The sequence below is a fragment of the Arthrobacter sp. SE2 genome, assembly GCF_058244265.1.
Genome location: NZ_JBZAYA010000009.1, coordinates 1 through 17,357 on the forward strand (window position 1 = coordinate 1; position 17,357 = coordinate 17,357).

Below are 17,357 nucleotides of genomic sequence, written 5' to 3' on the forward strand. Positions count from 1 at the left end.
GCCCGCGGCCGCGTTGCCCTCGAAACCATCAAGCAAAACTGAAACACACCACTAGGAACTTCTCCAGGCGCTGGATCTCGCGGGTCCGGTCACGGGTGGCAATGGCCCGGGCCCTGGTCAGGTCCCGCAGTTCACGGATCGGTTCGGGCGGGACGAACGAGGCGCGAAGCAGCCCGTGCGCGCCCAGCTGAGCGAGCCAGGCCGCGTCAGAGACATCGGTTTTGCGGCCCGGGATGTTCCTTGCGGCCTTGGCGTTGACCAGCATTACCGGCAGCGTCTCTTCGAGGAGATAGGAGAAGGGTTTCCAGTAATCGCTCGTGGCTTCCATGACGACCGTGGTGACGTGCTCGCGTTCCAGGAAGTCCCGCAGGGCAAGGATCTGGCCTGTGGTTGCGCCCCACGTTGTGACCGTGGAGGTGTAGGTTCCGGCCCGCTGCCCGGGCAGCCGGAGACAGACCTTCGCGTCGCGTTTGGAAATATCCAAACCGGCAGCCCGCTCGTGCACGATATCCATGACTGTTCCTCCTCACACCTTGACCTCGTTATGTCGGCGTCTGCCGAGGGGAGGACAGGGAAAACAGAGGAATCTAACACTCGTGCTCCAAAGGCAACAATCCACGGTTCCCGTGGAAGCCCTCCGCGCCACGCTAGCCCACAGGCTTAACCACGGCACCATAGACGGACCGGCGTCCACCGCGGCAGACACCTCCATGATCCGCCCGAAACCTGATCCGCGGCCAGAGCCCGGGGCGAGGCAACCGCATACTTTCTCCCACCACGGCGCGACAGCGACGCTGGACCGCTAGCCCCTCCGTTCCTCCGGGGCCCGCGGCCCGAAGAATCGACTCCGGCGCTCCTGCGTCGCTTATTTCCTGCGCAGATTCCACGGTCCTTGCCCTGCGGGTAGACAGGCCTCCGTCGGCCACAGCTCCGCAAGCTTCGCCAGCAGCCAAAAAACAACGGGGGAGGAGCCGAGAGTAGCTGGCCGGGTCACGCCGCTCCCTCACCCAATCCTCTGCAAAGGACACCAAAACCATGAACGCAATCGCTACCGCGACCATCACCACCAAGGACACCGGCGAAGAGATCCACGGCATCACCGTGCTGGGCGATTACCACATGAACGGCGGCTACGACTGGATGGAACTCATCGAACAACACGGCTGGGCCGTGATCCCCAGCTGGGGGTGCGATGGCTGGGACCTGGGCCAGTGGCCCTACGTCATGGTCGCCGCCACACGCACCGCTGACAACATCGGCAACCTGTTCGGCATGGCCACGTACTGCGAGGGCGACGTTCGGACGACCTTCTATAGGACCAAGGCCCGGTTCTGGGATGCGATCAGCGAACAGGCGTTCTTCCACTGGAAGAACGGACAGGCCCAAGGACCGGAAGACCTGCCCACGGCGGCGGCTGAGCTGCCCAGCCGCTACCGCCAGCCGTGCACCGTCTGGAACGCCGCCTAACCACCGCCTGACAGGTGCCCCGCTCCGCACGGAGCGGGGCACACCACCGCCGCGAGAAGCGAGGAGCACCATGAACCACCACCTATGTCACGGCCATCGACACCGCAAAACTCATCCGCAAGGCCCTGAAAGCCGGATTCCCCGGACAAAAGTTCTCGGTTCAGACGGACAAGTACAGCGGCGGCGCCACCATCAATATCCTCTGGACCGACGGACCAAGCGAGCAAGCCGTGAAGGAAATCACCGCCGAATTCGAAGGCGGCAAGTCCGACGCCACCGGCGATTTCACCGTCCCGGTCACCCAGGAGAAGGACGGGCAGCGGACCCGCTACGGTGCCCGGCACATCTGGACCGAGCGCAGCGTCAGCGAGGAAACTTACAAGGCGATTGAACCCGAAGTTCTCGCCGCCCTGGACCTTGACGCGCCCGATCATGGCCAGTCCTACCAGGTTCCGCCGCTCGTGCTGGAGGCCTGCCCGGGCTGGCACCACGAGAGGGCCACCATCAGGGAATTCGCCCGTGCCATCGCCAACCACAGGGGAACCACCCAAGCCTAGTCAGAGGGTGGCCGGCTCCTTGGGCCGGTCACCTCCCTTGCTGGTTCCCGTCCGACGGAGCGGCCGGAAACCGAAACCTGGTACTCGCCCGCTCGCACCAGGTATTCGGGCGTCCGCTGCGCGGCCGGCTGTGGGGTCCAGGGCGCGCCGTCGCAGAGCTCCGGACCCCCTGGCCCTGTTTTGTCTACGACGATGCTCCTATAGGCGTCAAATTGTGTTTTGGGCTGCTTGCTCGGTCAACCATTGGCGGCAAGTTCGCCGCAAGGGTGTCGTTACGGAGGAGGCCTCGTTCCAGGAGGGAGATCTTGGAGGGCCATTGGCCAAGTCGGCGGGCTGCGGTCGTGATGGTGAGGCCGAGCGTGGTGCGCGTGTGGCGCAGATCCGTGTTGTTTTGGGCGGGCTTGCGGTCGCCGCCTCTGCTGAGCCGGTGACGGGTTGTTTTGTCGGATGATGCCGCCCTTACGGGTTCATCGCGCCAGGAATCCGCCGTCCACGACGAGTTCCGTTCCCGTGACAAAGCTTGCGTCGTCGCTGACGAGATAGGCTACAGCTGCGGCAAGCTCGGCAGGGTCCGCCCGCCGACCGAGAGGTGTCTCCGGTACCACGCCGCCGTCCGGTTCGGCGGCGTTGATGGGGGTGCTCACACCTCCCGGCACCAGTGCATTCACCCTGATCCCGTCCGGAGCGAGTTCGAGGGCGGCGGTCCGGGTGAGCCCGAGGAGCCCGGCTTTGCTCGCCGCATACGAGGCATACCCGATGGCTCCGGACGGGCCAAAGATCGAGGAGGTGTTCACTACTGAGCTGCGCGTGCCCGCTCGAAGAAGAGGGATCATCGTCTGCATGCCGAGGAACGGACCAGTGAGGTTCACGCTGAGGATGCGGTCCCAGGTCTCGAGCGATTCTTCAGCCAGCTTCGTCACACGGACGATTCCGGCGTTATTGACGAGAATGTCGAGTCGCCCGAACCTCGCATCGATCACCTCGTACGCGCGATGCCAGTCATCCGGGCTGGAGACGTCGAGATGAAGGTACGTGGCGTCGAGGCCTTTGGCCCGGAGTTCTTCGGCGGTCTTCCGCCCGTCTTCGTCGAGGACGTCGGCGAGATACACCGTCGCACCTTCGTTTGCCAGCCGGAAGGCGTGGGCGGCTCCCTGGCCGCGGGCGGCGCCGGTGATGAGAGCGACGCGATCGACGAGGCGTCGCGGGGATGGATCAGTGAGCGATGGGGCGGTGGACATGTTTCCCTTTCGATTGAAGCTGTGTTGGGTGGGTGTCATCCACCTCGGCAACGAATCCTGCTTGAGTCGGTCTCAGACGATTCCTTGGGCGAGCATTGCGTCGGCGACGCGGATGAAGCCGCCGATTGACGCACCGGCCACGTAGTTGTCGGGGTCGCCCGTGTAGCTCGCAGCGGTGGCGCGGACGTGGTCATGGATCTGCCGCATGATGCTTTCGAGGCGTTCTTCGGTCTCCTCACGGCTCCATGACGCCCTCGCGGCGTTCTGTTGCATTTCCAAAGCGGAAGTGGCTACACCGCCGGCGTTGGCAGCCTTGCCGGGGCCGAACAGGACTCCGGCATCACGGAGCAAGGCGACCGCACCGGCGGTGCAGGGCATATTGGCGCCTTCAGCAATGGCCTGGACACCGTTGCGGATGAGTTCCGCTGCGTGCCGTTCTTCGAGTTCGTTCTGAGTCGCGCAGGGCAGCGCGACGTCGCAAGGCTGATCGAAGACAGATCCGTCGGTCACGTACCGGGCCGACGGCCGTTCGGAGGCGTACTCGGACAGCCGGGCCCGCCGCACTTCCTTGACATGTTTGAGAAGGGCGACGTCAATGCCGGCCTCGTCGAGGATGTAACCGCCGGAATCGGAGCAGGCGATCACTGTTGCGCCAAGCGCCTGCGCCTTCTCGACGGCGTAGATCGCGACGTTGCCTGATCCGGACACCACCGCCTTGAGTCCTTCGAGCGACCACCCGCGGGTTGCGAGCATGTCCCGCAGGAAGTAGATGGCGCCGTAGCCCGTTGCTTCGGTCCTGGTGTGCGAACCGGCCCATCCGACGCCTTTACCCGTGATGACGCCTGCCTCGAAGCGGTTCACGATGCGCTTGTACTGGCCGAACATGTACCCGAGTTCCCGGACGCCGACGCCGATGTCCCCTGCTGGCACGTCGGTGTGTTCACCAAGGTGTCGGTGCAGCTCGGTGATGAAGGACTGGCAGAACCGCATGATCTCCGCGTCGCTGCGGCCGGCCGGGTTGAAATCGCTGCCACCCTTACCGGCGCCGATGCCCTGCCCGGTCAGTGCGTTCTTGAAGATCTGCTCGAATCCAAGAAAGCGGATAACCCCGAGATCGACGGTGGGATGGAACCGGAGTCCTCCCTTGAAGGGTCCAAGGGCACTATTGAACTCGACGCGGTACCCGCGGTTGACCTGCACGATACCGGCATCATCAACCCACGGGACACGGAACATGATCTGGCGTTCAGGTTCGACGAGTCTGTCGAGGATCCGGGCTTCAATGTATTCCGGATGCCGGGCCAGAACCGGGGCGAGGTTGGCGAGCACTTCGTCGACGGCCTGATGGAACACTGTTTCCGATGGGCTGCGGCGCCGAACAGTCTCGGCGAGGTCCGCGACGTAAGTGGATGGCGTGATTTTTACGCAGGGGTCCACGATGGTCATGTTTTCCTTGATTCCTTCTTGTTGCGTCGCTGAATGTCTATGACGGGCGCTGTTCTAAAGCGCTAACTTGCCGGCTGCTTTAGCCCGGGAGTGGGAGACGGATGCCGTGGCGCCGCCTGCCGGGGACTGGGCCGCAGAGGCGAGGTTGCGGTTGCGGGTTTCCTCTGCCCAGAAGATGCTGATCACAAAGCCCAGGAATGTCAGCCCGGCCCCGATAAGCATGGTGGGTCCGGTGCCGAGTCCGATGAGTGAGACCGGGACGAGGTAAGTGCCAACCGCGGCGCCGATGCGGCTGACCGCGGTGGCCAGGCCCACGGCACTGGCACGCAGCTGGGTGGGGAAAAGCTCGTTCGGGTAGATGAAGACCAGGATGTTTCCGGCACCGTTGATCAGTGCGAAGAGGAAGAAGAACGTCATCACAAACCAGCCCGGTGCGTCCGGCCAGATGCCCAGTGGAAGGAGTGCGAGGGCTCCGAAAAGGAAGCTTCCGAGGATTAGCGGACGCCTGCCGCGGCTCTCGACCCATTTCATGCCGGGGAAGGATCCGAGGAGGAATCCCAGGTTGAGGATGATCTGTCCGAGAGTCGCCCCCGCGGTATCGTTGCCAAAGCCCAAGTGCGAAAGGATGATCGGACCGTAGGTGAACAGGGCGAACTGCGGGATGGCGAAGCACATCCAAGTCAGGCCGCAGAAAAGAATACGGCGCAGGTTCATGCCGCGAAGCAGTTCAGTGAAACGCGTCCGACGCTGCGGCTCTTCCTGAGCCACCATGTCCGTGATCTCTTCAGTGGTGACTTCGCGGCCCAGTACCGATGAAATATCTCGGCGCGCCTCCTCGGTGCGTCCCCGGGTGATGAGCCACCTTGGGGATTCGTGCGCTCCCATGCGGAGCAGCATCACGATGACGCCGAACACGGCGCCGCTGGCAAGCATCCACCGCCACGAACCGTTGCCGAAGGCGCTCGTAAAGGCGAAGCCGACAAGGTAGGCCACGACGGCGCCTAGGAGCCAGACCACCGACAGCAGCCCGATCATTGACCCCCGGTGCTTTTTGGGCATCCACTCGGTAAGAAGCGACGTGGCGATGGGATAGTCAGCGCCGACTGCAAGACCCACGATGAAGCGCAAGGCGATCAGCTGCCAGCCGGCATCGATCCAGAGGCATACCACTGATCCGATGATCATCACCAACAGGTCCGCGGTGTACATCACCCGCCGGCCGATCCGGTCGGTGACCGGGCCGAAAACCAGGCTGCCGACGAAAAGTCCGATGAGGGAGACTGCACCTGCGATGCCGAGCGTCGCCGCGTTCAGGTGGAGGTCGGCGTTGGCTCCGGTGAGCGCTACCCCGATGATGCTGAGGAGAAAGCCGTCCAGGAACGGCCCGCCCGAGCAGGCTGCAATCAACCGTTTGTGATACTTCGTGAGCGGGCTGTCGTCGATGAGGTGGGTACTGCTCATTGGGGGTCCTTGGGGTTTCGGGTCACGGGGTTTGCAGCGCTCCGTCGGGCCGGACAGGATGCTTCACTGCGCGAGCTTCGCCGGGTCCGCGGCGGCAGTGGCCGCGAACGCGTCGAGCAGCCGCCCGGTGTCGGCGATCTGGTCATTCCAGATGTCGCGGGGAATGTCGATCCGGTCATCGGCTCCCTGGAGCCGCCCCAGGTAGGCGGCGATGCCGGCGTCCCCGTCCCCGGCGTCTTCGTGCATCGCAATCATCCGCGCGACGATTTTGGCCTGGACGCCGTAGACCGGGATCTGCGGGCCGCGGGGGGCGGTCATACCGATGTAGTAAATCTTCTCGAGTCCTTGCGGGATTATGCCCGCTCCATAGCGCAGAGGATTGCCCTTGCGCCGTGGGACAAGTGCGTCGTCGAGGAACGGCAAGCTGGAGTGGAAGCCTGTGGCCCACAGGATCGTGTCGTAGTCCTTGGACGAACCGTCGGAGAAATGCACGGTGTGCCCATCGAAGCGCTCAATGCCCTGGCCGATCACCCCGACGCGGCCGTGGTGGATCCAGTACAGCAGCAGGTCGTTCACCACGGCAGGACCGTCGGCGAGGGCGCGGTGCTCGGGCACGGGGAGTCCGGGGTAGTCGGTGTTCTGGCCGATCGAGACGCGGGCGAGTAGCCGCGCAATGAGGTCCTGCTCGGAGGGCGAGAACTCGGCCATGAAGTCCAGTTCGGCGCGCGGCCGGCCGAAGTACATTTTCGGCTGGAAGTACGCCCCGTGCCGGATGAGGACGTCGGCTTCGAGCCGGTGTTGTGCGACGTCGACGGCGAGGTCGCAGCCCGAGTTGCCCGCGCCGACAACTAGCACCCGCGTCCCTTGGATGTCCCCAACGTTCTTGTAGGCGCTCGAGTGGATCTGCTTTCCGGCGAAGGTGCCGGACACGGAGGGAATCTTGGGATTCCACAGATGGCCGGGGGCAATTAGCACCCCATCGTAGATCCCCGCGCCCTTGGATGTGGTCACGTTCCATCCTGCTGAGCCCAGCGGTCCGTCGGTTTCAACCGGGGTGACGGACAGGACTTCGGTGTTGAACATGATGCGCTGGTCATGCCCTCGCGCCTTCGCGAAGGAAGCAACATAGTCGCGGATCTGGTCGCGCCGCGGGAAGTGCGGGTAGTCCCGGGGCATCGGGAAGTCCTCGAAGATGGTCTGGTTGCGTGAAGTGATCAGGTGCAGGGCGTCGTAGTCGGTGTTCCAGTGTCCGCCGACGCGGTCGCTCTTCTCGTAGCAGTCCACGTCGAAGCCGCGCTGGGTCAGGACGTCGAGGGCGGACAGGCCGGCTGCGCCGGCGCCGATCACGCAGTAGGTGCTCATGGTGTTTGTGTTCCTTCCGGATGAATGGAGTGCGCGGGATGGTCAGCGGAGGACGTCGCCGCCGGAGAGGACGATGGTCTCCCCTGTCATGAAGGACGCGTCAGGGCTTGCCAGGATCGCCACCCACCGGGCGATCTCCTCGGGCTCCGCCACTCGGCCCAGCGGGATGCCCGCAGACGTGGCTTCCATGCGCCCGGTTGCCGCATTGCCGGGCGTGTTGACCCATCCTGGGGCGATCGCATTGACGCGGATCCCCCGGGGCGCCAGTTCAAGGGCCAGTTCCTTGGTCAGCATGACGACCGCTGCCTTGGAAGCGCCGTAGAGAAGCTGGCCGGGAGAGACCGCGAACGCGTCGACGGAGGCGAAGTTGACCACAGCTCCCCCATTGGGCATGTGAGCCACGGCCTCCGCGGTCGTGTTCAGGATGCCCAGCACGTTGACATCGAAAATCCTGCGGTAGAGGTTCTCGGTGAAATCGGCCAAGGTGCTGGGCGGGTAGATTCCGGCAACGTTGGCCAGGAGACCGACTTCCTTCGAGGTGCTGGCGACATATTCTGCTATGGCGTCCCGGACCTGGTCACGATTGGTGACGTCTACCTCGACCGTTCGGATCGTTTCTCCTGCGACCTCGAACTCGGTTGCCACCCGGTCGAGGGCCAGGACGTCCCAGCCTTCCTTGACCAGGGCCTCCGAGGCCGACCGTCCCATGCCGCTCGCGGCACCCGTGACGATCGCGATTCCCAGGTTCGAAGCAAGCATCATAGAAAATTCCTTAGTCTGGACTGGCTCGTTGTGCAGCAGATCACTTGAAAACTGCTGATAATCCAGTATCAGACGGGCCAAAAGGCCCGTCCACGGCCAGATGGGAGGGCCAGCCAAAGGTTTTTCCTAGGGGCGCGTGGTGCGATTCAGTCGGAGGCGCGGCCGGGGGGCCGGGTCCGAGCCATCTGAAGCCGGGCGAGGATTCGCCGGGCCAATCGCATGAATTCGGCCGTGGCCGGCGAGACCGCGCCCGCCCGGCGTGTGATGAACGCGTAATGCTCGGTAACGGGGGGCTCCAACGGAGCCCAGAAGAGTCCGTGCTCGGCGATCAGCGAGCGTCCCACGTGGAAGGATACGAGGGAGTCTCCGACGCCCTTCGCCGCGAGCTCGAGTGCGTGGGTCTGGAATTCCACCTCGACGATGGGGTCGAGTGTCACGCCGGCCGATTGGGCACGTTCCAAGAGCGAGACGCGCAGCGGATCGTCATGGGACCAGCGCGATTCGGAGAGGATCAGTGGGCGCTGCGCGAGCGTGGTTATCTCGACCGGCTCGCGGGTGTGCTCCTCCCGTCGCGAGACGTAGACCACCTGGTCAACGAACACGGACTGCGTCACCACGAGTTCGCGGCTGTCGATCGGGAGCTGGACCAATCCTGCCTCGAGATCGCCCTCGCGCACTGCATCGGCGACCTCCGACGAGTTCAAGCCTGTCACCCGGATGCGGACTCCGGGGTGCTGGGCACGAAACTCTTGGATCAGCTCGGTCAGCAGGTACAGGTGGGCGCTGCTGAAGGTGCCGAAGGACACCGTCCCCTCCTCGAGGGAACGGACTCGCCGGCTCGTCTCAGCCATCGAGACGACGTCGGCGATCGCCCTTTCAGCAAGGGGCAGAAGGTCCTGACCTGCGTCGGTGAGGATCAGTTTCCGTGCGGTGCGTGTGAACAGGGCAACCTCAAGCGTCCGTTCGAGCGCCGCGATCTGCTCGGACAAGCTCGGCTGGGCGATGTGGTGCGCCTCGGCCGCGGCGGCGAACGTCCGCAGGCGGGCCGCGGTGACGAAGTACTCAAGCTGCCTGATCGTTGGGAGAGGCACGCAGGCCCCCTATCTATAGGAACATCCTTTGTCTCCCACAAGATACTCCACATTGCTCCTAACTATCACGGTTGATGTACTTAGTGACCAACGCAGGGAAACGCTTCGTGAGAAGAGAACGAACAATCCCTCCGTCACAATCGCCGCCGCACCGGCGACGCCCCCGCTTCGCCACAGAATCTGTCCAGCCTGAAGACCTCTCCGCCATCCGGGTTCTGAATCTCCCAGCCGACCGCCCGGCGCCCACGTGGTCCGAGCGCGCCTTTTCCGGAAGCACCCGCCCCAAGCAAAGGAAGCTACCCCGCCATGATCCCCACCCCGACGCCCCGCACCTTCCGCACCATTGCCTTCCTCGGCGTCATCGCCGCCGCCGTCGCCCTTTCGGGCTGCGAGGCCCCCACATCAGCCGCGCCCGCCGTCTCATCCAACTGCACCCCGAAGGACAAGGGACTGACGACGTACACCCCCGGCACGCTAACCGTCGGCGTCCCCGAAAACCCGCCTTACACCAAGACCGAGGGGACCAGCGCCTCGGGCCTGGAAATCGACGTCGTGACAAAGCTTGCCGCAGCAGAATGCCTCAACGTCGCCTACGTTCCTATCACCTACGCAAACGGCATCCCGATGATCAGCGAGCAAAAGCGGACCGACATCAGCACCGGCGGGTGGTACGTCACTGCGGCCCGCGCCAAGCAGGTCGGCTACACGACGCCGACCTTTTACGACACCATGGGCATCGTCTCCAAGAAGGACGCCTCAACCGTTTCGGACCTCCAATCGCTCGGGGCCGTCGGCACCGGCACCGGATTCTCTTGGAACGAGGACATGACCAAGGTCCTGGGCGGGAACCTCAAGCAATACCCGGGCACCGTCGAAATGAAGCAAGACCTGATGAACGGGCGCCTGCAGGCCTCGCTCGACGGGTACGCCGTCGCCGTCGCCGCCTATAAGGGGACCGACTTCAAAGTGGAGCCTGCCAAGAAGGATGACCGGGTAGCGATCACTACATCGCAACCGACCATCGCCTTCCCCGTTGCAAAGGAGAACACCACGCTCTCCAACGCCTTCAGTGCGCTGATCGACTCTTACCGAACGGACGGGACCCTGACCGCCCTCCTGGCGAAATACGACCTTCCGGCCGACCTCCTTGTGCCGGCAGACAAGGCCGCAGCCTCCATTCGTTGACCCCCTCAGCGGGGCGCCGACCGCTCGGCGCCCCGCTTATACCCAAGGAGTTCCGCCGTGTCCCAGCAGCTGATTACGGAATCGCAACAAGTCACATCCGCAGGCGTGACGATCACGAACCTCTCCAAGAGCTATGGCGACAACCAGGTTCTCGACAACATCTCCATTAACGTCAAGCCAGGCAGCGTCACAGCACTGATCGGTCCCTCAGGATCTGGAAAGAGCACCCTGCTGCGCTGCATCAATCTGCTCGAAACCCCCGACGAGGGCACGATTACTGTTGGGACGACCACCGTTGAGGCGGGCACAAGGGTCAGCGACCGCGCCCTCCTTGACCTCCGCCGTCAAGTCGGCATGGTTTTCCAGTCCTTCAACCTGTTCCCCCACATGAGCGTTCTTCGCAACGTTGCCTTTCCGCAGGAGAAAATCCTCGGACGCAGCCGAGAGGAAGCCGAAGAACGCGCCCTCACCCTCCTGGACCGAGTAGGGCTCCGGGAAAAAGCACATCAGCACCCTGACCGATGCTCAGGCGGCCAGCAACAGCGCATCGCCATCGTGCGGGCGCTCGCGTTGAACCCCCGGGCGATGCTCTTCGACGAACCGACCAGCGCCCTCGACCCGGAGGTGGGCCTCGAAGTCCTGGCCGTCATGCGGGAACTCGCCGCAGGCGGTATGACCATGATCGTGGTCACACACGAGATGCAGTTCGCGCGCGATGTCTCTGACCACCTCGTCGTCATGGCGGATGGGCACATCATCGAAGAAGGCCGTCCCTCTGAGATCATGGCCAACCCCGTCCAGGAGCGTACCCGCCGCTTCCTCAGCGCCGTCCTGGAGCGCTGACGTGGACGCAATCGCCCTTGTCCTCCTAGGACTACCCATGACACTGCTCGTAACGGTTTCATCCTTTGGGATCGGCGCGATCGCCGGCATTCCGCTCATGCTCGGGCTGCGTTCGAATTACCCCCCAATCCGGGCCGTGTTCCGCGTTATCGTGGACTTCATACGCGGGGTGCCCACCATCGTGTGGCTGTTTCTGCTCTACTTCGGCGTGACCTTCGGCCACCTGCGGCTCAGCTCGCTCTCGGCCGCCATCGCCGGACTGGGGATCATCTCGAGCGCCTACATGGCTGAGATCTACCGCGGCGGCTTCGCAACGCTCGCCCGCGGCCAGATTGAAGCATCCCATGCGCTGGGCCTCGGCCGAACCACCACATTCATCCGTGTGCTCGCTCCCCAGGCGCTGCGCACCTCGCTGCCTTCGATCACCACCTTCCTGCTGGCCCTCTTGAAGGATTCGTCAATCGCGTCGACGATCGGCGTGACCGAAATGGTGTTCTCGGCCACCACCTTCTCGCGCCAGAACCCCGGTACCGCGGGCCTCACGCCGTTCTTCATCGCTGCAGGCGTGTACGTCGTCGTGAGCGTCCCGCTCGCGGTCGTCGCGCGGCGGCTCGACTCCCGACTCCGGAGGAACCACTGATGGACCTCGTTCAATACCTTCCGCAGCTGGGCCAAGGACTGCTCGTGAGCCTTCAGCTCACCGTGATTTCGGTGGTCTTCGGCTACGCTGTCGGCCTGCTCCTCGCTCTTGGTGTCTCATCCCGGCTGCCGTGGCTGAAATGGCCCACGCTCGTCATCGTTGAGGTCGGGCGAGGCATCCCTTCGCTCGTCGTCCTCTACGTCGTCTACTACGGTCTGCCATCCGTCGGCCTGCTCTTCGACAACTTCGCTGCCGCTGCCATCGGCCTCACGTTTACCGTGGCGGCATACTCATCGGAGATGCTCCGCGCGGGCATCCAATCGGTACACCGCGGGCAAAAGGAAGCTGCGATGGCCCTCGGACTCCCGCAACCATCGACCTTCACCCGCATCATCCTCCCCCAGGGTCTTCGCTCATCGATACCGGCCCTCATGGGCCTGGCCATCCAGTCATTCCAAGGCACGTCGCTGGCCTACTCCATCTCAGTGAGCGAGTTGATGAGCAACGCCTACCAGAGCAGTTCCATCACCTTCCAGTACCTACAGATCTACGCGATCACGGGACTGGTCTTCGCTGTCATCGCCGTGCCGTCGACCTGGACCTCTGTCTGGGTGGAACATCGGCTTGCGAAGGGGTTCGCCTGATGAAGACTATAACTTGGCTCGAATCCACGCACGGGGACCCCGAACTCCACGAGCTGTGGGAATTCCTCGCACAGCAAGTAGAAGTCCTCGCCGCAGGCCGGGCGAAGACGCAGCTGCGCCACGTCTCGGTCGCCGCAGGCGGCATCCGCACGCCTGCGAACCGGCTCATGAGCGACGCGGCCATTCTCGCCAGCAGCCTCAACACGCAGATGGAATCCGACGCCGTAGTCATCGGTTGCTGGGGCGCTCCCACAGAAGCGGTTCGATCCGCGCTCAGCGTCCCGGTCACCAGTCTGCCCGATGCCAGCATCCGGGCAGTCGGAAGCCTCGCCAGACGAGCGGTGGTCGTGACGGTTGCACCATCGCTCGCACCAATCTTCACCGACGACCTCGTCCGTTTGGGCGCAAGCGGATTCCTGCGTGACCGCCCGGTCCGCGCCTATGACCCCGAATCGACCCACGAAGATGTGCTGCGAGCCATCAACGATCCAACCGATCTCATTCATCGCTTCGACAAAGCGGCGGAAGGGGCGGTTCGTGACGGGGCCGACGCGATCGTTGTCGGCTGCGGCTACCTCGCTTCGATCTTCTCCGCCCATGGCTACGAGAGCGTCCTCAACCACCCGGATGTCCCGGTCGTGGACTGCAACCGTCTTGCCTTCGAGCACGCGCTGCAACTGCTGGCCCTGGACACGGCAGGGATACGACCTACCCAGCGGGGATACGTCCGCCCCGTCGGAGCCCGGGAGGACTTGCTCGCCGAGGCGGCAGGGCGGCTCGCCGACTCCGGCACCCCAAAGACCAAGCGCCGCTCATCCCGGCCCGGACCTGCTGCCGTCCCTGGATAGCGAAAGGGGAACAAAAGTGAGACGTCAAAACACCGTCCAAGCCAGCGGCACAGGCCGCCCCCACCTGCCGCAGACCGGGGAACACTGCCCCACGACCGGCTGGTGGCTCGTACCGGGTTCTGGCCGGCCGCGTTTCATCGCTGAAGGGGACTTGATGCCACCCTTCGATGGTCGTCCCGTGACATGGGCGAAGCAACACACTTCCGCCTCACCGTCGCGAAAGGTGACTCCGATACCCGCTGCAACACTCGTTGACGAGCCAGCCTTGAGCATAGGTCCCCCGGAGGGGAGTTCCCCGGCTCCCACCGCCGGAGGATGCGACCAGGACTACCCATTCTGCTTGCTCCCCGAAACCGACTGAATGCCCGTCCCCATGATCCTAGAGCTCCGTCACTCCCTGGCCTTGTCTTGTCTATGATGATGCACCTGTAGGCGTCAAAATTGTGTTTTGGGCTGCTTGCTCGGTCAACCATTGGCGGTAGTTCGTGGCCAGGGTGTCGTTACGGAAGAGGCCCCGTTCCAGGAGGGAAATCTTGGAGGGCCATTGGCCAAGTTCGCGGGCTGCGGTCGTGATGGTCAATCCGAGTGCGGTACGCATCTGGCGCAAATCGGTGTTGTCTGGAGCTGCTTGGGGGTTGGTGATCTGGCGGCAGATTTCCCGTGCTGCGTAGCGTTTGAGGCAGCGCATGATTTCCCGTTTGCTCTTGCCCTCCGCGGTGCGTTTGGCCACGTAGTCCTTGGTCCGCTGGCACGAGGCCATGCGGACCAGGACGACCTGATACAAGGCATGGTTGGCGTTGCGGTCGCCGCCTCTGCTGAGCCGGTGACGGGTGGTTTTGCCCGAGGACGCCGGTATGGGTGCGACCCCGACGAGGGCAGCGAACTGGGCCTCATTTCCAAGGCGGTCCGGGTTGTCTCCGACCGTGACCAGGAGCTGGCTGGCTACTTCCGTTCCGACACCGGGCAGGTCACAGAGCAGCGGCGCGTAGGTATCGAGTATTTCCCGGAGCGCGGCGTCGGCGGTGGCGATTTCTGCCGCGAGTGACTGGCATCGGGTGGCGAGGGCTTTCAGCGTCAGCAGGCACACGTGCTCGGGGTGTCTGGAGAACTTCAGTACCCGGCAGAACACCGCCACGGGAACCCTGATCGGGGCGTCCCTGGCAGCCAGCTCGCGGACCAGCGGGTACATCATTTTTTTGGGTTGATGTCCCGGGACAAATAAGCCACGGCACGGCGCATGACTTCGGCTTCCTGCTCCAGGAGCCGGATGCGCTTATTGGCCTCCCGCAGCTTCGCAGCATCATCGGACACCGCACCGGACGCGACGCCGTCCTCCCTGTCGGCGATCTTCATCCAACGGTGAAAGGCAGCCGGTGAAATACCGAAGTCCCTGGCGATCTGAGTGATGGGCGCTTCGCCCTTGCGGACGACCGCCACGACATCGCGGCGGAACTCTTCGGGAAAGGCTCTGGGCATGATGAACATCCTTCCACCCGCAAGGATCAAATCCTCACAGGCAAAGTGTCAAGCAAACCTTCAGCAGTCCCTCGCGCCGACTTTCATCGATGGGACGATCATGGGAGCCAGGTTCGAAGAAGAACGTTGCAGTTCACACGGCTCAAATGCCGAAGTTCGGGTTGCGCCCTTCTAGGCACGATCAGGAGTTGCGTGCCTCCCAGATCTTTTCCGCAGCCCGCAGGGCCAGGGCCTGGATAGTGTGGGTTGGGTTTACTGCGCCGCCGGTGGCGAAGCTGGATCCGTCCACGATGTAAAGGTTCGGCACGTCGTGGGCACGATTGTCCGCGTTCACTACCGAATTGGCAGGGTCTGAGCCCATTCGTGCGGTACCCAGGAGATGCCATCCGAGGATGGAGTCAAATCCGGTCGTGCGCACAGAGTCTGCTCCGGCGGCGTAAGCGAGTTCCGTGGCGCGGCGAACACCGTGAGCTCCGAGTCGCTTCGAGTTTTCCGAGAGTGTGTAGTAAGTCTTGACGCCGGGCAGGCCGAAGGCGTCAACGTTTTCAGTGTCGAGCTCTACACGGTTGTGTTCTTCAGGGGCGTCGTCGCCGCAGACCCAAATGGTTGCCTCGTGGTTGAGGTGGTGTTCGAGGGTGCTGTGATGGTCGATACCCCAAGGAGCGGTGGCCAGGGCGGTGTTCAAGGGTGAATATCCGCGCATGGCCGCCATTGTGAATCCGCGCTTGTGGTCGTTGGCGGGGTCAGTCTCGTAGAAATGGCGTGATGCTACTGTCGCGCCCCACGCTCCCTGGTCGGCGTCTGTGGGTTCCTCAAAGCGGGCGATGACCATGGTTTGCACGTGCGGCATGAAGTTCTTGCCGACTTGCCCGCTGCTGTTGGCCAGTCCGTCGGGAAACTTGCTTGACTTGGACATGAGCAGGAGCCGTGGCGTGCCGACGCCGTTTCCGCATATGACGACCGTGGTCGCGCGGGCTTCGTGGACTTGTCCGTCTTCGTCGTAGTACCGAGCTCCCGTGGCGCGGCCGGTGGCATCGACGACGATCTCGCGGACGCGGGATTTTTGTTTGAGCCGTGCACCATATGAGAGGGCTTCCGGCCAGTAGGTGTTCGATGGCAGTGCCAGTGCGCCACTTGGGCATCCGAAGGCGCAGAATCCGCGGTTGGCGCACGCGGGCCGGCCTTTGTAGTCCCGGGACAGGATGGCCTGCGACTGGGCCCAGTAATACCACCCCAGCCTGTCGAAGCCCTCGATCCATCGGTCACCCATCTGGCCAATGGGGACGGGCGGAAGCGCCACTCCGTGCCGTCCGGGCGAGACGGGGTCCCCGCCGACGCCGGACACCCCCATCATTTTTTCGTTCAATTCGTAATAGGGAACCAGGTTTTCGTAGCGGATCGGCCAGTCGACCCCAAAGCCGTCCTGGGTTTTCGCGACGAAATCCGAGGGCTGGAACCGCCAGAAGTGCCCGCCGTAACCGATGGCGCTTCCGCCGACGGATGAGTACATATAGACGTCGACAGGGTTGTCGCCGAGGTTTGTGACCGGGTAGTCGGCCGGACCGCGCCGTTTCCCGGGACTGGGGTTCCAGTAGTGGCGGCCCCGCACTTCCCAGTCGGCATGATTTTTCGGGATGTCTTCGTCGTTGACCCAGTCGCCCTGCTCCAGGCAGAGCACCTTCAGGCCACGTTTTGCCAGGCTCCACGTGAGAGCTGCACCAGCTGCACCGGCGCCGATAACAAGAACGTCGGCGGCGTCGACTGTTGAATTGCTCAAGATACCCTCCGGTAGTGGTCCGGACGTTGGGCGACAAGTGCCAGCCGCGTTGTGTCGAATGGTTTGAGGGGGACGCCCTGCACCGTGTTTTTGATGTTGAACCCGGTGCGCTTCTTCACGACATCCTGTACGGCAGGTGCCCGATAGTACGCCTCATAGGTGAGTTCAAGGATGACCGAGAACGCGTCTATGGCATCCTGCGTTTCGAGTTTCTGCATGACCGATCTGCGCTGTTCGGCATCGAGTGCGCTGAAGAGGCTCCCGTATTCACGGGCTGCGAGCAGTTCGGCAGTATCGATGCCGGCGAGGAGGCTAAGGCGGAGTTCGGGTGCTTTGCGGATGGTGGCGTCTATGTACGCGACCGCATTGACTTCCCGTGCGGCAGGCCAATCCTCGTTTCCGGGGATGATCCCGTCAACCCAGGCGTTGAGCGTGTCACAACGGCTCTGGTCAAGGACGGTAATGGTCTTGGTGTCATCGAAAGTGACGTAGGTGCGTCCCATCACGGGGGCATAGAGATTTCTGGACGGGCTTGCAGCCCTGTCATCGAAGGCCATGAG

At 63.5% G+C, this 17,357-nt stretch carries 17 protein-coding genes and 2 pseudogenes; 8 read left to right on the plus strand and 11 right to left on the minus strand.

The window, feature by feature from the left end; all coding sequences use genetic code 11:
• Nucleotides 1-52: 52 nt before the first annotated feature.
• Nucleotides 53-514: pseudogene (locus tag AC4CS3_RS13415) on the minus strand (IS110 family transposase); the annotation flags it as partial.
• An 82-nt stretch (nucleotides 515-596) separates the two neighbouring features.
• Between AC4CS3_RS13415 and AC4CS3_RS13420 the strand changes: the two are divergent.
• The 3 genes from AC4CS3_RS13420 (at nucleotide 597) to AC4CS3_RS13430 (ending at nucleotide 2,024) form a co-directional block, all read left to right on the plus strand.
• Nucleotides 597-806 (plus strand): hypothetical protein, encoded by a 210-nt coding sequence (locus tag AC4CS3_RS13420; protein WP_490783903.1) that lies wholly within the window; start codon nucleotides 597-599, stop codon nucleotides 804-806.
• Between the two features lie 229 nt (nucleotides 807-1,035).
• Nucleotides 1,036-1,467 (plus strand): hypothetical protein, encoded by a 432-nt coding sequence (locus tag AC4CS3_RS13425; RefSeq protein WP_490783904.1) that lies wholly within the window; start codon nucleotides 1,036-1,038, stop codon nucleotides 1,465-1,467.
• A gap of 95 nt (nucleotides 1,468-1,562) precedes the next feature.
• Entirely contained in the window at nucleotides 1,563-2,024 is a 462-nt protein-coding gene (locus tag AC4CS3_RS13430; protein ID WP_490784049.1) for an LPD29 domain-containing protein, read from the plus strand.
• A gap of 467 nt (nucleotides 2,025-2,491) precedes the next feature.
• Here AC4CS3_RS13430 and AC4CS3_RS13435 read toward each other — a convergent pair whose 3' ends face one another.
• The 6 genes from AC4CS3_RS13435 to AC4CS3_RS13460 form a co-directional block, all read right to left on the minus strand.
• Entirely contained in the window at nucleotides 2,492-3,262 is a 771-nt protein-coding gene (locus AC4CS3_RS13435; RefSeq protein ID WP_490783905.1) for an SDR family NAD(P)-dependent oxidoreductase, read from the minus strand.
• A gap of 72 nt (nucleotides 3,263-3,334) precedes the next feature.
• Complete coding sequence (gdhA, locus tag AC4CS3_RS13440) at nucleotides 3,335-4,708, minus strand: NADP-specific glutamate dehydrogenase (RefSeq protein ID WP_490783906.1); 1,374 nt, start codon at nucleotides 4,706-4,708, stop codon at nucleotides 3,335-3,337.
• A gap of 54 nt (nucleotides 4,709-4,762) precedes the next feature.
• Nucleotides 4,763-6,169, minus strand: a complete 1,407-nt coding sequence (locus tag AC4CS3_RS13445) for an MFS transporter (RefSeq protein ID WP_490783907.1) — start codon at nucleotides 6,167-6,169, stop codon at nucleotides 4,763-4,765.
• A 63-nt stretch (nucleotides 6,170-6,232) separates the two neighbouring features.
• A complete protein-coding gene (locus tag AC4CS3_RS13450) occupies nucleotides 6,233-7,531 on the minus strand; it encodes a flavin-containing monooxygenase (protein ID WP_490783908.1) in 1,299 nt (432 codons plus the stop codon).
• Between the two features lie 42 nt (nucleotides 7,532-7,573).
• A complete protein-coding gene (locus tag AC4CS3_RS13455; RefSeq protein ID WP_490783909.1) occupies nucleotides 7,574-8,293 on the minus strand; it encodes an SDR family NAD(P)-dependent oxidoreductase in 720 nt (239 codons plus the stop codon).
• A 146-nt stretch (nucleotides 8,294-8,439) separates the two neighbouring features.
• A complete protein-coding gene (locus tag AC4CS3_RS13460; RefSeq protein ID WP_269992311.1) occupies nucleotides 8,440-9,384 on the minus strand; it encodes a LysR family transcriptional regulator in 945 nt (314 codons plus the stop codon).
• Nucleotides 9,385-9,690: 306 nt separating this feature from the next.
• On the opposite strand from AC4CS3_RS13460, the gene AC4CS3_RS13465 reads away from it, so the two are divergent.
• The 5 genes from AC4CS3_RS13465 to AC4CS3_RS13485 are packed head-to-tail and all read left to right on the plus strand — an operon-like array spanning nucleotide 9,691 to nucleotide 13,544.
• Nucleotides 9,691-10,569 carry a substrate-binding periplasmic protein gene (locus AC4CS3_RS13465; protein ID WP_490783910.1) on the plus strand — a complete coding sequence of 293 codons (879 nt, stop codon included), beginning with the start codon at nucleotides 9,691-9,693 and terminating at the stop codon, nucleotides 10,567-10,569.
• 57 nt (nucleotides 10,570-10,626) lie between these two features.
• Nucleotides 10,627-11,412 carry an amino acid ABC transporter ATP-binding protein gene (locus tag AC4CS3_RS13470; RefSeq protein WP_490783911.1) on the plus strand — a complete coding sequence of 262 codons (786 nt, stop codon included), beginning with the start codon at nucleotides 10,627-10,629 and terminating at the stop codon, nucleotides 11,410-11,412.
• Between the two features lies 1 nt (nucleotide 11,413).
• Nucleotides 11,414-12,052 (plus strand): amino acid ABC transporter permease, encoded by a 639-nt coding sequence (locus tag AC4CS3_RS13475; RefSeq protein WP_490783912.1) that lies wholly within the window; start codon nucleotides 11,414-11,416, stop codon nucleotides 12,050-12,052.
• Complete coding sequence (locus AC4CS3_RS13480; protein WP_490783913.1) at nucleotides 12,052-12,696, plus strand: amino acid ABC transporter permease; 645 nt, start codon at nucleotides 12,052-12,054, stop codon at nucleotides 12,694-12,696. The genes AC4CS3_RS13475 and AC4CS3_RS13480 overlap by 1 nt, the downstream gene beginning before the upstream one ends.
• Nucleotides 12,696-13,544, plus strand: a complete 849-nt coding sequence (locus AC4CS3_RS13485) for an aspartate/glutamate racemase family protein (RefSeq protein ID WP_490783914.1) — start codon at nucleotides 12,696-12,698, stop codon at nucleotides 13,542-13,544. Before AC4CS3_RS13480 ends, AC4CS3_RS13485 begins: the two co-directional genes overlap by 1 nt.
• Before the next feature lie 412 nt (nucleotides 13,545-13,956).
• Here AC4CS3_RS13485 and AC4CS3_RS13490 read toward each other — a convergent pair whose 3' ends face one another.
• From AC4CS3_RS13490 to AC4CS3_RS13505, 4 genes and pseudogenes are all read right to left on the minus strand, one after another.
• A complete protein-coding gene (locus tag AC4CS3_RS13490) occupies nucleotides 13,957-14,673 on the minus strand; it encodes a transposase (RefSeq protein WP_490784050.1) in 717 nt (238 codons plus the stop codon).
• Nucleotides 14,647-15,020, minus strand: a pseudogene (locus tag AC4CS3_RS13495) (transposase); the annotation flags it as partial. The gene AC4CS3_RS13490 and the pseudogene AC4CS3_RS13495, both read right to left, overlap by 27 nt.
• 181 nt (nucleotides 15,021-15,201) lie before the next feature.
• A complete protein-coding gene (locus AC4CS3_RS13500; RefSeq protein WP_234748618.1) occupies nucleotides 15,202-16,797 on the minus strand; it encodes a GMC family oxidoreductase in 1,596 nt (531 codons plus the stop codon).
• Complete coding sequence (locus tag AC4CS3_RS13505) at nucleotides 16,794-17,354, minus strand: gluconate 2-dehydrogenase subunit 3 family protein (protein ID WP_234748617.1); 561 nt, start codon at nucleotides 17,352-17,354, stop codon at nucleotides 16,794-16,796. The genes AC4CS3_RS13500 and AC4CS3_RS13505 overlap by 4 nt, the downstream gene beginning before the upstream one ends.
• Nucleotides 17,355-17,357 lie beyond the last annotated feature (3 nt).

Coding starts and splice junctions, on each gene's coding strand:
- AC4CS3_RS13455 (WP_490783909.1), bottom strand. CDS start 8,293: ATGATGCTTGCTTCGAACCTGGGAATCGCGATCGTCACGGGTGCCGCG.
- AC4CS3_RS13450 (WP_490783908.1), bottom strand. CDS start 7,531: ATGAGCACCTACTGCGTGATCGGCGCCGGCGCAGCCGGCCTGTCCGCC.
- AC4CS3_RS13425 (WP_490783904.1), top strand. CDS start 1,036: ATGAACGCAATCGCTACCGCGACCATCACCACCAAGGACACCGGCGAA.
- AC4CS3_RS13435 (WP_490783905.1), bottom strand. CDS start 3,262: ATGTCCACCGCCCCATCGCTCACTGATCCATCCCCGCGACGCCTCGTC.
- AC4CS3_RS13505 (WP_234748617.1), bottom strand. CDS start 17,354: ATGGCCTTCGATGACAGGGCTGCAAGCCCGTCCAGAAATCTCTATGCC.
- AC4CS3_RS13480 (WP_490783913.1), top strand. CDS start 12,052: ATGGACCTCGTTCAATACCTTCCGCAGCTGGGCCAAGGACTGCTCGTG.
- gdhA (WP_490783906.1), bottom strand. CDS start 4,708: ATGACCATCGTGGACCCCTGCGTAAAAATCACGCCATCCACTTACGTC.
- AC4CS3_RS13465 (WP_490783910.1), top strand. CDS start 9,691: ATGATCCCCACCCCGACGCCCCGCACCTTCCGCACCATTGCCTTCCTC.
- AC4CS3_RS13485 (WP_490783914.1), top strand. CDS start 12,696: ATGAAGACTATAACTTGGCTCGAATCCACGCACGGGGACCCCGAACTC.
- AC4CS3_RS13445 (WP_490783907.1), bottom strand. CDS start 6,169: ATGAGCAGTACCCACCTCATCGACGACAGCCCGCTCACGAAGTATCAC.